The organism is Polyangiaceae bacterium, from assembly GCA_015075635.1.
Taxonomy (GTDB): domain Bacteria; phylum Myxococcota_A; class Polyangia; order Polyangiales; family Polyangiaceae; genus JADJKB01.
Genome location: JABTUA010000001.1, coordinates 3,402,979 through 3,417,442, shown reverse-complemented (window position 1 = coordinate 3,417,442; position 14,464 = coordinate 3,402,979). Strand labels below are relative to the sequence as shown.

Genomic DNA, 14,464 nt, shown 5'->3' with positions numbered 1-14,464 from the left:
GCGGAGGTGATCACTCCACCAGCGCGGCCCAGGAATCAATCCGGCTGGTCGAAGGCGGCGTAGGCAGGTTGATCTGGATGCGCTTGGTCTGCGAGCCGTCGCTCACGTTGCCGGTGCCCGAGGTGTGCATCACCAGCTGGAACGTGCCGGGGGTGATGCTGGTGATCGAGGTGTGCTGGGTGGCGCCGCCGAAGAACGTGTCGGTGTTGACCTGCTCCTGCGTGCACGACGGCAGCTGGGTCACGCCCACGCCGAAGATGACCCCGGCGTTGGCCAGCATGGCGGAGGTGTTGTCCAGGAACTGCACCAGGCTGCCGGAGTCCGGCAGGCGCTCCTTGCCGCCGTCGTCGAGGTCGTTGGTGGTGTTGCCCGGCGTCTTGGGCAAGACGTAGTCCACGCCCCAGACCCGGCTCGTGCCCGAGTCGCAGGCGGCGCCGCTGCCGGAGTCCGGCTTGTAGCTGGTGAAGAACAGCGCGCCGTTGAACAGCGACATCGGGCCGGTGACGCGCTCGCCGTTCGTGAACTCCGTGAACCAGTTCGCGTAGGACTCGTAGGCGGTGCCGGCCACGTTCGGCTTCTCGAGCAGCGAGAAGACATAGGTCTTCATGCCGTTCTTCTTCTGGAGCACGTCCTGGTCGCCGGTCGAGAACGCGATGGTGACGTTGCCGAGCAGGTCCACCGAGAGCACCGGGGCGGTGGCGATGGGCTCGCCGTCCTTCGGGCCTTCGTTGGCGTAGGCGTCGAAGAACAGGTTCATCTTCCAGTTGCTGGGGTTCGTGGAGGCGAGATCCACGCGCCAGAGCGTGCCGTCGCGATCGCCCACGAACAGCCGGTCCGAGACCGCGCCGGTGGTGCCAGGGAACGCCACCGGGATGCCGGTGATGGGCGAGTCGATGTCCACCTCGAGCACGCGCCCCTTGGCTTGCAGCAGCGCCGCCTTGGTCGCGTCGGCGCGGAAGCTGCGGATGATCTCGCCGGTGTCGAGGCGGACCACGGTCAGCGCCTTGGCGGCGTGGCTGTTGACGTCGTTCTCGTACTTGGTGACCTTGGTGCGCGGGTTGAAGCGTGCGTCCACGTTCGGGGGCGACTGGTTCTTGCGGTTCTCGTCGCCGCCCATCGCTGGGTCGGGGTCGTCGCCGCCCGGGAGGATGGCCACCGCGACTTCCTTCGGTCCGCCGCCGCCGTCGTAGAAAATGGTGGTGATGAGCGGCGTCGCGCCGCCGCGGCCGAACAGCGGCGTACCGTCGCTGGCCTCGGTGAGCTGCCACAGGAACTTCGGGCCCTTGGTCGGGTCGTTCGGGTCGGCGGGCACCACGGGGTCGGTCACGTCCACCGCGAAGTAGCCGCCGCGGTTGCCGCCGAAGCTCTGCACCATGATGCTGCGCCACTGGCCCTTGCCGGCCTGAGCGTCCGCCTTGCTGCGCTCGAACTTGTACTTGCCGGAGGCCGGCGGGTCCTCCACCGCGATCACGTCCTGGATGACCGGCACGCCGTCGAGCAGCGTCTGGTGAGCCGGCGGGTAGATGCTCTTCACCGACGGCAGCACGGCCGGCGGCATGAAGGCCCAGAGCTCGTTGTTGTCGTCGTTGTCCACCTTCAGGGTGTCGTTGAGGGGATCGCCGGACGAGACCTTGAAGCCGTGCAGGAAGCCGTCGTTGGTCGAGGTGTAGAGCAGCGTGTGGCGCTTCGCGAGCTTGAGCGCGTGGATCTGGTACGACTCGTCCCGCAAGAGCTCGTCCGGGCGGCCGATGACGCGGGGCGTGGAGTGGTAGATGTCGCCCACCAGGTTGCAGTCTGGCGCGCCGGGCGTCTTGCAGCGGGCGTAGGCGCTGGCGGTGTCCGCGCCGGTGAGCCAGAGCAGGTAGCGGTCGCGACACTGCGCGGCGCTGATGAACTGCGGGGGCTTCTGGTTGTCTTTGCAGGTCGTGTTGGTGATGCCCAGCGCCTCCGGCGGAATGCTGGCCGCCCAGCTGTTCATGTCGCCCCAGACCGCCGTGCCGCCGTATTGGCCCACGCCGTCCACGTCGCTGGCGATGTTGGGCCGGATGCTGCGCTCGGACCAGATGTTGCCGTTGTCCAGATCGCCTTTGACGCTCCAGAACTTGCGCGGCGGGCCCTTGCCCGAGTTGACGTTCCAGACGAAGTCGTCGCCCTTGGTGTTGTCGAGCGGCTGCGGCTGCGGGTCGACGGTGTTCGTGTTCGGATCGGTGATGCACTGGATGCGCTGGCGCTCCAGGATGCCCTTCCAGAGGCCGAACTGCGTGGGCTTGAACGAGCTGTAGAAGCGGAAGCCCGCCGGACCGGTGCCGGAGCCGCCGCCCGGCACGGAGGCGAACACCGGCAGCGTGCGGCTCGAGGCCGACGCGGCGATGCCCGAGAGGATCTGCGAGAGCGCGGCGCGGAGCTCGTCCTTGTCGTTGGCGAAGTAGGCGCGCTGGGTGGCGCCGTTGTAGGCGATGCGGTTCAGCACGCAGCAGGCCTGGAGCTGCGACTCCCCCGGGAATGACTGGCAGAGCCCCGCGGGGTTCGAGAGGTCGTACTGCGTCAGGTTCTTGCAGTCCACGTTGGTGTTGTTCGCGAGGGTCACGTTCGAGACCGCGAACCCGATCACGAAGGTCTCCACCGGGTGGACCGGATCGGTGGAGAGGGTGAGCGCCGTGTCCTCCGGCTTGGGGTAGGGGCACTTGCCGTTGCCGCCCTCGCACCAGGGGCGGAGCTCCATGTTGGGCTCACCGTCGGAGAGCAGGATGATCACGTTCTTGCGGCAGCCGCCGCCGATGTAGGGGTCGTCCTTGGGACCGAACTTCTTGTTCGCGTCGAGCGGGTCGGGGGATGCGTCGTTCCAGAGGAACTCCCGCGCGTCGTCCAGCATGCCGGCGATGGGGGTCGCGCCGTAGGGGCGCGTCGAGAGGAGCACGTCCTGGATGCGGTCGTTCTGGCCCTCCGGTTTGTCGTCGTAGTCGCCGAAGGCCATCAGCCGGCCTTCCCAGGGAGGAGCAGCGGCGTTGCGGGCGCCGACCTCCATGTCCGAGGCCGTGGCGCAGCCGTTCGGGTTGCCGGTTGCCTTGCTCAGGAAGTAGCTCCAGGCGCCGTCGCGGCCAGTGGCGTAGTTCGGCGCGTTGCCCGCGAAGCCGAGACCCGCGTCGGCGTGGGTGTCGAAGGTCATCAGGCCGAAGCGCACCGTCTTGCGGAACGCGCCGTCGTCGAGCAGGCCGTCCTTTTCCTGGTCGAAGCCGCAGTTATTGCCGATGTTGTTGTACTTGCGAAAGCGGATGTTCGCCCAGTCGAACGGGTTCGCCGGCAGCGTCCCAGGGCCCGGAGCGCAGTCCTTGTGCATCGGCCGGTGGTACGGGTTCGAGTAGTAGCGGTCCGGGCTGTCGGTGCCGCTCAGTGTATACTGGGCGTCGAAGTTGTTGCTGTTCCGGTCCATCGCCTCGCAGCGGTAGTCCTTGATCGTGCCGGTCATCACCTCGACCAGCTCGATCCAGCGGCTCTTCTCGCTGACGTTGTCCTGCGTCGGGTCGCAGGTCGGGAAGCTCGCGCTCGACGACTTGTACTCCATCGACCCGGAGGTATCGACGAGCAGGAGCACATTGGGGGCCGGTGGCTCGACGTCCTTCGCGGCGCTCGCCATTGGGGCGACGAGCACCGCGCTCAGAGTGAGCGCCGAACCGAGCAAAAGCCGAGAAGACTGCCTCATCGTTCTCTCCTCACCGCGGTACGTTCCTCAGCGTGACGTGTGCGCGCAGCGAGGTGACGCTGGCGGACGTCGAAAGGGAATTGCTGGCGCACCACGGATCGTCCGGGGTGGCGTCGAAGGGGCGCACTTGCGCGAAAGCCGTGAACGTGAGCTGCACGTCCCGGAAAGTGTTGGCGGGGTTGTTGCCGCCGACGGCGGAGCCCGGCGTGGGCGTGCTCTCCGCCGGATCCGTCATCTCCACCACGAACACGCCCTCCATGGGCTGGATGGTGCCCGTCGCGTCTAGCTGCGGCCCCAGGCTGCCGCCGGCGGCCGCCGACTGAGGCTCCAGCAGCTTGTTGCCGGGGAACTTGGCGTCCACCCGCTGGCCGATCTCGTTCAGGAACAGCTTGTAGCAGGGCAGGAAGGTGATGTTCGGGTCGAGCGAGTTCGGGTCCAGCTTCCGGTTGACGAAGCACTCCTCGGTGACGGCGCTGCTGTTCGCGACCTTGTCGATGTAGGTGCGCGCGGCGCCGTCGCCCACCTCGGCCGCCACCGCGCGCCCCGCGAGCTCCGAGACGTACAGGGTCTGCGAGGCCTGACGGTCGTAGCCGGCGGCCTGGTCCACCAGGCTGGCGCTGCGCAGCGCGAACACGCCGACGGCCGTGAGCAGGGTGATGGCGAGCACCACCACGAACACGGCGGCGCCGGACTGGTGCTTGCGGCGGAGGAAGCGCTTGCGTGACATCAGTAGAACACCGCCGTCTGGTTGTTGAGGGCAATGTCCGCCTGCACCGAGCGCACGCGGGCGAAGGGCGGACCCGCGCTCGGGCCCAGGCCCACGCGGAAGAGCTGGCCGGGCGTCGGCGGGTTGCCGTCGCGGTCGGGCTCCTGCGAGCGCACCGACAGGCGCAAGCGCACCGCGCGCACGCGGTGCGGGCCGTTCGCAGGGTTGGTGACGTCGCCGACCAGGTCACCGGCCCAGGTCGCGACGGCGCCGGTCGGCGGGATCTCGAGCAGGGTTTGGTCCTTGTTGGCGGGCACGCTGTCGGCCACCGTGATGCCGAGCTTGAAGTCCACGGCGTACTCGGTGACCAGCTCTTCGGTGCCCTGGATGGCGTTGCCGGAGGTGTCGAGCTCGACGCGCACCAGGTCGAAGCGCGTGCCGGGGTCGTAGGGGTGGCCGCCGGCGGTGTAGACCGGGTCGTAGGCGGGATTCGCACCCAGGTTCGACTGCGTCTGGATGTTGCGCAGGTCGTACTTGATGAAGTTCACCACGTTGACCACGGCGCCGGTGACGTTGCCCTTGAGCCCGCAGATGTTCCCCGCCGTATCGCGGAAGCGCAGGGCCGGGACCTGCGACAAGATGACTTGCGGGCCGTTGGCCGTCGCGACGCTCTGGATGGTGGCGTATTGCACCTCGCCGGACTGGTCCTGGATGCGCAGGCCGCGACCCGGCGAGGACCCGAAAATGGCCTGGAGCATCCCGAGCTGATCCGCCGACGTCGAATACGCCAGGCGCCCGAGGGGCCCGGTGTTTTGCTGGAGCTGCACGACGTAGGTCGCGCCCACGGTGTCCACGCTCCAGACGGGGTAGACCTCGGCGGCGGTGTAGCTCCCCATCAGCGTCAGCTCGTCCGGGCTGCGACCGTTGTCGATCATGTGCTGCGCGAAGGCGGCGGCCGACTGTCCGGGCCGGATGCGCAGCGAGGCCAGGCGCTGGAGCATGGCCGGGTAGGTGGCAGGAGAACCGCACAGGTTCGGGTCCATCTGCACGTTCGGGCTGCTCAAGAAGCCGGCGCGTCCGACGTCGGCTTTGAGCCGCTCGAAGCCCAGCATCGCGCCCATGGTCGCGTCCGCGATGCGGGACTCACGCGTGTAGAAGCGTCCGCTCTGCCGCGAGATGGCGAACACGGCGAGGGACACGAACAGGCCGCCCGTCACGGCGACCATCAGCTCGACGAGCGTGAAACCGCGCCGCCGCCGGCGCGGCGGGAGGGAGCGGCTGGAGGAGGGGCTGGGGGAGGTCACGACGAGGTGTTCTGTTTCACGGCCGAGGCCTGGTGGACGAAGTGGTAGCGGAGCGGAGCGTCCTCGATCTGGTCGACGGGCGTGCCCACGGAGCAGACCGGCTGGTTGTTCACCGTGCCGCCCTGACCATCGCGGACCCAGAACACCCGGACCTCGGTGCGCATGAGGCCGTTGCCCGCGGTGTCCGGGTAGAGCCAGGACAGGCGGATGTGCGCGCAGAACACCGCGCTGGCGGCGTTCGCGTCGCTCACCGGATTGCCCTGGGCGTCGAAGCCGGCGCCGAAGTTGCGGGTGCCGCTGTAAGCCGGGCGCAGCCACAGCCCTTCGTTGCCGTTGGCCAGCGTCAGCCAGGTCGTATCGCCGAGGTCCGGGGTCGGGTTGCCGGGCGAAGGGTGGTTCCAGGCGGCGGCGTCGGTGGCGAGCTGATCGAGCCAGGCCTGCGCGATGTGCGTGGCGATGGACAGATTCTTCGCGTGGGCGTTCGCGACCACCGTGACCTTCTGCATGGCGATGATGCCGGAGACGCCGATGGCGAAGATGCTGATCGCCATCAAGAGCTCGACGGCGGTGTAGCCACGGGACTTCCTGGGGTGGGTCATAGCGTCAAGTCCTCCGTCGCGACGCCGAGGCGCGTGTTGCCGTTCGGCGGCACCAGCACCCAGCGCGAAGGGCCGTAAGGAACGTCGGTGCCGGAGGTCACCCGGCTCACCTTCACGCGCGGAACGGTGGTGAGTGGGACGAAGGGGTTGGCCTGGCCGTAACGCATGAAGGCTCGGCCCATGGGCGTGAAGCACACGTCCATGGCGGCCTGGTCGGCATTGGCGGGGTCCTTGACCCGGGTGCGGATCCCCTCGAGCTCCGCCCGCCCAGCGATGGCGAACTGGCCGATCACCATGCTCTCCGGCTTCGCGGGATCCCAGTCGGTGAGCGTGCAGCTGTTCACCGGCAAGCGGTCGCAGTTCGGGTTCGCCTGCGCGCTCCGGACCGCCTCGCGCACCTCGAAGCGCCCCTCCAGCTCCACGTTGCGGTCGAAGCGGATCAGCACCGCCGAGCCGCGGCCCATGGCCCGCATGCGGCCGTTGCGGTACAGGTTCGCGACCTCCTTGGCCACGAACTGGGTGCGCCGCGAGCGCATCTGACCCGTGATGGTCGGGATGGCCAAGGCGGCCATGACCCCCACGATGATCACCACCACGACGAGCTCGACCAGCGTGAAGCCCCGCCCGGCCACCCCTCGGGGGCGAACGAGCAACCGGCCTGTTTTCCGCAAACGCACCACCACGGGAGAGTCTGGAGCAAGCCCTGTGCCGAGCCCCCGGCGCCGACCCCCTCAGATTTCCAGGTAATTCCAGGTGGGTGGGATTCGCCCAGACAGTAAGGATTGCAGCGCTATGCAATCGTTTCAGGGCAGGGGGCCCCGGCGGGGCCCGGGGCCTGGACCGAGGAATTGCCCGGGCGGCGCCCTCGTTCTAAGTCGGGCCGATGAACGTCCGTCACGCCTCGCTGCTCCTGTTCGTGCTCCTCGGCGGCTGCGACAAGAAGCCCGCCGACGCGGAGAAGGGGGCGGCGCCGCCGCCCATCGAGAGCAGCAAGCCGGGGACCTGCGCGGCCGGCGGCGGCACCGTGTCGGACAAGGTCTCCGCCGCCATGTTCGCGCGTAGCGCGGGCGACTACTGCGTGGACCCCAACGGGGAGACCCGGGCCTACGGCGAGAACGCGCCGGCGAACATCGACAAGGTCTGCACCGAGCTGTTCGACGGCGAGTGCGAGGTCTACAAGAGCTTCGGCCTCCAGCGCGTGGTGACGCTGCGCTACGTCGACGGCAAGGGCTCGCCCGGCGCGGTGAACGTGAACCTGTCGCGCTTCGCCAACAAGGAGGGCGCGTACGCGTTCTTCACCAAGCGGGTGGTGGCCGACGCGGATCCCGTGGAGTCGGCGCCTGCGATCCTCGAGGCGGGCGGCGCGGCCGCGTCCGGCACCGGCATCGCCTACGTCTGGCGCGGCGAGCACGTCGTCGAGCTGTCGTACACGAACGAGGTCGAGGCGCCCGATCAGCTCAAGCAGAGCGCGCAGAAGGCCATCCCGCCCATCGCCAAGGCCATCGGCGAGAAGCTCGGCGGCGACAAGGACCCGCCCAAGGCCGTGGCCGCGTTGCCCGCAGAGGCGCGCATCCCGCTGGGGATCACCTTCACCACCACGGACGCCCTGGGCATCGCGGGTGTCGGCGCCGGCGCCGTCGGCTACTACAAGGACGGCGCCAAGCGCTGGCGCGTGCTCTCCTTGGCCCGGGCCGACGAGGACGCCGCCAAGGACGTGCTCAAGACCCTGAAGAAGGTCGAGGGCTCGAAGGCGCTCAAGGGCCAGACCTTCGACGGCCTGTCGTTCGAGCGACGCGACGACGATTCCAGCCCGAAGATCACCTGGATGCTCTGCCGCAAGGGCGAGCAGGTGTTCGGAGTCGGCGACGAGGAGTACGTGCTCGCCTCCGGCATGTCCGCGGCGGACGCCGAGAAGGTCAGCCTGACGGAGTCCGAGAAGACCGAGCGGCTGAAGAAGCTGTGTGGTGGATGACCCGCGACTCATGCTAGCTAGCCGGGCGTGGACTTCGAGCTATCCGAGCAACACCAACTTCTCCGAGCCTCCGTGCGCGAGTTCTGCGAGCGCGAGGTGCGCCCGCACGCCAAGGAGTGGGACGAGGCCGAACGCTTCCCGCACGAGCTCGTGCCGAAGCTCGCGGAGCTCGGCCTGCTCGGCATCCGCATCCCGGAGGAGTACGGCGGCGCCGCCATGGACACGCTCTCCTACGCGCTCTGCGTCGAGGAGTGCGCGCGGGTCGATGGCTCGCTGGCGCTCACCGTGGCCAGTCACAACGGCCTCGGCACGAGCCACATCCTGAGCTTCGGCAACGAAGCGCAGAAGCGGAAGTACCTTCCCAAGGCCGCGAGCGGCGAGTGGCTGGCGGCTTGGGCGCTCACCGAGCCCGGCTCCGGCTCCGACAGCGCGGGCATGCAGACCACGGCGCGCCGCGACGGCGACCACTGGGTGATCGACGGAACCAAGATGTTCATCACGCAGGGCTCCGTGGGCGGCTTCTGCGTGGTGCTCGCGCGCACGAACAAAGACGTGCCGGCGCAGCGGGGCATCACCGCCTTCGTGGTGGACCGCGGCACGCCCGGCTTCTCCGCCAGCAAGAAGCTCGAGAAATACGGCTGCCGCTCCAGCGACACCGTGGAGCTCACCTTCGAGAGCGTGCGAATTCCCGACGAGAACCGCGTCGGCGAGGTCGATCAGGGCTTCTACGACACGATGAAGATCCTCGACCGCGGTCGCATCAGCATCGCCTCCATGGCCCTCGGGCTCGGTCGCGGCGCGCTCGCCCTCGCGCTCGGCTACGCAAAGGAGCGGCGCGCTTTCGGCAAGGCCATCGCGGAGTTCCAGGCCATCCAGTGGAAGCTCGCCGACTCGCAGACGGAGCTCGACGCGGCGGAGCTGTTGATCCGGCGCGCCGCCTGGCTCTGCGACCGCGGCGAGCCCTACGCCCCGGAGGCCGCCATGGCCAAGCTCTACGCCAGCGAGGCGGCCACGCGCGCCTGCAACGAGGCGGTGCAGATCCACGGTGGCTATGGCTACACGCGGGAGTTCGACGTGGAGCGCCACCTGCGCGACGTGAAGATCTGCGAGATCGGCGAGGGCACCAGCGAGGTGCAGCGCATGGTCATCGCGAAGAGCATGCTGCGGGGCTGAGCAGGCTCGAGACCAGGACCAGACTCGGTCGACCTGGTGCAGGGCACCCGCGAGGCCGGAGGCCGAGCGCGCCATCACGCCTTTGGGGCTTGGCATGATCAGATCACGATCGGCCACAGAGAGGCGTGTGAGAATGCCGGCCCGGGCCGGCGCCGGCCGTCTCGACCGAACGCCAGAGTGGCCGGACGTGTGGGCGATCCGCGGAGCGAAGACCAGTCCGAGGGCACGAGCGAGGTGCAGCGCATGGTCATCGCGAAGAGCATGCTCCGGGGCTGAGTCGCTGAGATTCGACGTCGGAGAATTTGCGCCACGACGCCACGACACCACGACGCCACGACGCCACGAAAGAAAAAGAGAAACACTGGTGTCAGCCCTGAACGCGCTTCGTCCGCTGCGATGGTCGTGTTCCCCCGAGCGCTGATCCCGGCACGTCATCTGAGCTGATCGGGACTTCCAGGTCGGAAGGTCCAACCGGTCCTCGAGACAAGAACCGTGGCGTCGTGTAGCGCATTTCTACCGCTGCCCCAGGGCGAGCCGCGGAGCGTGGATCAGTCTCCCAGGCCGCGCGCGCCACCAGCGTTGGAGCTTGGCACGACGCCGGAGGGCGAGGCGTGTGGGCGCTCCGCCGCGTGCGTGGTACTCTGGGGCCATGTTGCCGGGGCGGATCGGGCTATTGGCGTGCTCCGTCTGCTTCGCCGCGTGTGACGGGGAGAGCGACCTCGGCTCGGCCGAGGGCCGCGAGCTCCCGCCTGGGCAGGTCATCGAGCTGCCCGAGTCGGATGCCGCAGCCGACCCTTGCCTGGAGCTCGACTTCTGTCCGGAGCAACCCGACGGCGGCGCCGCAGGGTCCGGGGGGACCAGTGGGGCAAGCGGAAGCGCCGGGGCCGGCGGCGGTGACGCAAGCGCCGGGGCGGGCGGCTCGACGCCCGACGCGGGATCGGGCGGTCCGCAAGTGGGCTCCAAGCTTCTCGTCCGGACGTATGCGTACCTCAGGAAGTCTGCCTCGGACAGCGCCGGCGTCGTCGAGTCGATCGCCCCGAACGGCGGCATCGACGACGCGAACCACCCCGGACAGCCGCTCGGGCTCATCCCGCCAGGCCAAGAGGTCACGGTGGAGGCCGCCGGGGTGACGAACGGGTATTACAACGTGCGCTACGACGGCAAGGTCGGCTTCGTCGGCAAGCAGAAGGTGGTTCCGCTCGACGAGAGCGTGCACGCCGTCGAGCGTGCGATGAAGCCCGAGGCCCGCGATGCCTTCTTCAAGCGTCAGGTTCGCTGGGCGAAGTACAACCAGGATGGGCCGAGCAGCTCGAGCAACTGCGGTCCGACGAGCATGGCCATGGCGCGTTCCATCTTCCGCAAGGAGCCTTCAGGGCTCAGCGTGGAGCAGAGCATCCACAAGGTGCGCGCGGCTTGCTGCGGCTTGGGTGACAGCGACGCGACCAGCTCCACCGAGCTGGTGAACGCCTCGGAGAAGCTCGGCCTCGCCGGCGTCCGCTTCGGCGCCTTCGGCTCCAACGAGGCCACGCTCGACAACATGGACCAAGAGCTCGACAAGAAGCGCGTCTTCATGCTGCGCGGCAGGCCGGGGTCGGACTACCGCGCAGCAATGACCGCGGCACACAAGGCCGCCGGCGTCAGCTACAAGTACACCTTCGGAGTCGAGTCGGATGACTTCCACTTCATCCTCGTCGTCGGCCGGCTCTCCTCCGGGAAGTACGTGGTGGCCGATCCGCTCTCGCGGGTGGGCATGGTGGAGATCGGCCGACCGGACCTCAAGTCGTACATCAACGAATCCAAGAACGGCAGCGGCGTGTCCTGGCGCGCGGCGAAGTAAAGACCGACGGCGCGCTCCGGTTTGACACCAAGATCTTCTTCTTCTTCTTCTTTCGTGGCGTCCGTGGCGTCGTGGCGCTCGTGGCGCAAGAATCTCCGCCCCGCGCTACTCGGTTCTCTGGATCACGTGAAACCCGAAAGGGCTCTCGACCACGTCGGAGATCTGCCCGGGCTCGAGCGCGAACGCCGCTTTCTCGAACTCCTTGACCATGACCCCGCGCGGGAAACGCCCGAGCGTGCCGCCGCGCGCCTTCGCGCCGGGCTCGTCCGAGTATTCGTTCACCAGCTTGGCGAAGTCCTCGCCGGCGCGGGCGCGCTTCAGCGCTTCCTCGGCGCGGGCCTTCGCCTCTTCCTTGCTGCGCGTGATGGTGTCCGGCGCGCGCATGCCCGCGCGGTGCATCACCAGGATGTGGCGCGCCGCGATGGTCTCGGGGCGGGCGGCGGTGGTGCCCTCCGCCGCGCCCTCGCCTTCGCCTTCGCCTTGGATCGGCGTGGCGGGCGCCTCGCCGAGCGGCGGCCAGATGGGCTGCACCGCTCCGCGGGGCGGCTCGCTCGGGCCTTCGTGCGTCGTGAGCACGCAGCCGCCCAGCGCGAGCGCGCCGGCGAGGCCCGCGGCGACGATCGGCCGTCTCGCCACCATCACTCCGTGCGCTTGATGACGTGATAGCCGAAGCCGGTCTCGACGAGCCCGGAGATCTCGCCGACCTTCAGCTTGAACGCCGCGTCCGAGAACTCCTTGACCATCATCTGACGCGAGAACTTGCCGAGCTGACCCTTGCGCTGCGCGGCGCCGGGCTCGTCGGAGTACTCGCCGACCAGCGCGTCGAAGTTGCCGCCGCCCTTGGCCTTCTTCAGCGCCTCCTCGGCGCGGGCCTTCGCCTCCTCCTTGGTGCGCTCGACGCTCGGCGCTGCGCGCATGCTGCCCTTGTACTGGACCAGCAGGTGCTGGGCGGAGATCTGGTCAGGCGCCGTCGCGGCGGGTGCCTCCGTGACCGGGGCGTCGGCAGCGCTGTCCTGGCTCGCCTTCTTCGAGAAGACTCCCATGGCTCCCATCACGCCCACGGCGATCAGGGCGATCATGACCGCCCAAGGCAGCCAGTCCGGAAGGCCATCGTCGGCGGGCGCCGGCGCGGGCTTCTTCAGGGCGGGACGCCCGCGCTCGGAGGCGCGCACCGGCGTCTTCGAGGCCGGCTTCGCGTCGCGCTTCGAACGCGGCGGTGGCGGGGGCTCGTCCTCCTCGTCCTCGTCCTCGTCCTCGTCCTCGTCCTCGTCCTCGTCCTCGTCTTCACGGGCGGCGGGCTTCGCCGCGGAGGGCTTGGAAGACGCGGACTTCGGCGCGGGCGGCGGCTCGTCGTCGTCGTCGTCGTCGTCGTCGTCGTCGTCGTCGTCGGGCTCCGGCTCCTTGCCTTTTCGGGCCCACGGCGGGTCCGCGGCCTCCAACGGGGCCTTCTTCTGCTCGTCCTTGTCCTTGTCGCTCTTCGCCATGTTGCTCAGCCGATCTCCGCCCAGGCGTTCGTGATGACCGCGTCCTCGCGACCGCCGGCGAATACGTTGATCGCCAGCTTGCCGCCGTCCAGAGCCACCGCGTCGGTGCGGATCGACTCACCCGGCCAGACCGGCTTGCGGAACTGCACCGTGAAGCGCTTCAGCTTGTCAGCGTCCCCGCCACACGAGCTCTTCACGATGGCTCGGCAGGCGTAGCCGTAGGTGCACAGCCCGTGGAGGATGGGCCCTTGCGGGAAGCCCACCATGGCCGCGAAGTCCGGGTCGGCGTGCAGCGGGTTCAGATCGCCCGAGAGCCGGTAGAGGAGCGCCTGCTCCGGGGTGGTCTGCTCCTCGAAGCTCCAGGTCTTCGGCGCGTCTTTCGCCGCGCTCGGTACCTCCTCGCGGGGGGGTGGGGGGCCGCCGAACCCTCCTGCGCCGCGGTAAAGGATCGACCACTCGGTGTCGAAGCAGGGTTCCCCGTTGACCAGGGTCTTGGTCGTCACCGTTACCGCCGCCATCTTCTTCATGTCGTAGATGCCGGTGATGGTCGCCACCGTCTTCATGCTGCCCTCGGAGGGGATGGGGCGGTGCATGATCACCGTCTGCCCGCCGTGGACGACCATCGCCAAGTTGCCCTGGGTCTTGACCAAGGCGTCACCCAGGGCCGCGTACGCCGGGACCACGGCGAAGGTTGGATACACCTTGGGGCCCTTGGCCTCGTACAGGTAGTCGAGCTCGTCACGCTTGGCGCCGATCCCGAGGGCGTAGAGCACGACCGTCTTCCAGTCGTACTTGAACTCGTATTCGGGCGTCGTGTAGCCGACCGTGGACGTATCGAGACTCATAGGACCTCTCCTTTGGCCTTTCGGCGCGAACCGTTACCGGCCCCCCCGCCTCGCGTCAACGACGGCTTGCGGTGCGCGCTCGCTTCGGCGGATGCTCCGGGCGGTGGCGGGTCTGCTCGGCGAGATCGCGGTGGTGCTCGCACAGAGCGGGGTCGATCTGTCCAAGCTCGGGCTCGCCTGGGCACGGGTCGCGCCGAGCGTCGCGCTGATCCCGGCGTTCGGGCTGCGCGCCTTCCCCGCGCCGGCGCGGGTGACCCTGGGGCTCGCCCTGGCGGCCGTGGTGGCGCCGGGACTGCCCGGGCTCGGACAGAGCGGCTTACCCTGGCCGGTGGCGCTCGCGGTCGAGGCGGCTCGAGGCGTTCCGGTGGCCATCAGCGCCTCCGTCGCGCTCTGGGCGGCCACCATGGCGGGCGGGGTCATCGACGACCTGCGCGGAGCGCGCGAGACGTCCGGGCTGCCGAACGTCGAAGCCGGCGCCACCCCGCTCGGCGCGCTCTTGTCGCTGCTCGCTGCCATCGTGTTCCTCGAGGGCGGCGGCCCGGCGCGAGTCGTCTCCGCGCTCGGGCGCCCGGACCTCGGGTTCGCCGCGCCGCTCCTCGGTGCCACCGCCAACCTGGTCGGGGGCATCGAGCTCGCTCTGGCCGTGGCGGCGCCGCTCCTGGTGGCGTCGATGGTGATCGAGGTCGCGAGCGCGCTGGTGGCGCGCGCGGCGAGCCCGGCGTTCATCCAACCGCTGCTCGCCCCGCTGCGTTCCCTCGGGCTGCTCGCGGTGGCGGCGCTGGTGCTCGAGCGCATGCTGGAGCTGCTCGCGCTTTGGTCCCAGCGCGTGCCCGGGTGACTCGGG

The 14,464-nt window shown here is 69.1% G+C and carries 11 protein-coding genes and 1 pseudogene; 4 read left to right on the top strand and 8 right to left on the bottom strand.

Translation table 11 applies throughout. The annotated features are described in order from the left end of the window. Positions 1–10: 10 nt before the first annotated feature. From HS104_15555 to HS104_15535, 5 genes and pseudogenes are all read right to left on the bottom strand, one after another. Entirely contained in the window at positions 11–3,700 is a 3,690-nt protein-coding gene (locus HS104_15555; protein MBE7481382.1) for a hypothetical protein, read from the bottom strand. Between the two features lie 10 nt (positions 3,701–3,710). Then, entirely contained in the window at positions 3,711–4,427 is a 717-nt protein-coding gene (locus HS104_15550) for a hypothetical protein (protein MBE7481381.1), read from the bottom strand. Then, a complete protein-coding gene (locus HS104_15545) occupies positions 4,427–5,710 on the bottom strand; it encodes a prepilin-type N-terminal cleavage/methylation domain-containing protein (protein MBE7481380.1) in 1,284 nt (427 codons plus the stop codon). Before HS104_15545 ends, HS104_15550 begins: the two co-directional genes overlap by 1 nt. Further along, positions 5,707–6,309 carry a prepilin-type N-terminal cleavage/methylation domain-containing protein gene (locus HS104_15540; GenBank protein ID MBE7481379.1) on the bottom strand — a complete coding sequence of 201 codons (603 nt, stop codon included), beginning with the start codon at positions 6,307–6,309 and terminating at the stop codon, positions 5,707–5,709. Before HS104_15540 ends, HS104_15545 begins: the two co-directional genes overlap by 4 nt. Before the next feature lie 515 nt (positions 6,310–6,824). Beyond that, positions 6,825–6,989, bottom strand: a pseudogene (locus tag HS104_15535) (prepilin-type N-terminal cleavage/methylation domain-containing protein). A 203-nt stretch (positions 6,990–7,192) separates the two neighbouring features. Here HS104_15535 and HS104_15530 point away from each other — a divergent pair. From HS104_15530 to HS104_15520, 3 genes are all read left to right on the top strand, one after another. Further along, positions 7,193–8,281, top strand: coding sequence for a hypothetical protein (locus HS104_15530; GenBank protein MBE7481378.1), 1,089 nt, complete (start codon positions 7,193–7,195; stop codon positions 8,279–8,281). Positions 8,282–8,308: 27 nt separating this feature from the next. Continuing rightward, on the top strand, positions 8,309–9,454 hold the full coding sequence (locus tag HS104_15525; protein ID MBE7481377.1) for an acyl-CoA dehydrogenase family protein: 1,146 nt from the start codon (positions 8,309–8,311) through the stop codon (positions 9,452–9,454). 649 nt (positions 9,455–10,103) lie between these two features. Further along, on the top strand, positions 10,104–11,291 hold the full coding sequence (locus tag HS104_15520; protein ID MBE7481376.1) for a hypothetical protein: 1,188 nt from the start codon (positions 10,104–10,106) through the stop codon (positions 11,289–11,291). A 105-nt stretch (positions 11,292–11,396) separates the two neighbouring features. Here the strand turns inward: HS104_15520 and HS104_15515 are convergent, their stop codons facing one another. Genes HS104_15515 through HS104_15505 form a run of 3 tightly spaced genes read right to left on the bottom strand, consistent with a single transcriptional unit; the run spans position 11,397 to position 13,620 of the window. Further along, positions 11,397–11,930, bottom strand: coding sequence for a peptidylprolyl isomerase (locus HS104_15515; GenBank protein ID MBE7481375.1), 534 nt, complete (start codon positions 11,928–11,930; stop codon positions 11,397–11,399). Next, complete coding sequence (locus HS104_15510) at positions 11,930–12,775, bottom strand: peptidylprolyl isomerase (GenBank protein MBE7481374.1); 846 nt, start codon at positions 12,773–12,775, stop codon at positions 11,930–11,932. Before HS104_15510 ends, HS104_15515 begins: the two co-directional genes overlap by 1 nt. Before the next feature lie 5 nt (positions 12,776–12,780). Next, positions 12,781–13,620, bottom strand: a complete 840-nt coding sequence (locus HS104_15505) for a MaoC family dehydratase N-terminal domain-containing protein (protein ID MBE7481373.1) — start codon at positions 13,618–13,620, stop codon at positions 12,781–12,783. A gap of 91 nt (positions 13,621–13,711) precedes the next feature. On the opposite strand from HS104_15505, the gene HS104_15500 reads away from it, so the two are divergent. Further along, positions 13,712–14,458, top strand: a complete 747-nt coding sequence (locus HS104_15500; protein MBE7481372.1) for a flagellar biosynthetic protein FliR — start codon at positions 13,712–13,714, stop codon at positions 14,456–14,458. The last annotated feature ends 6 nt before the right edge of the window (positions 14,459–14,464 follow it).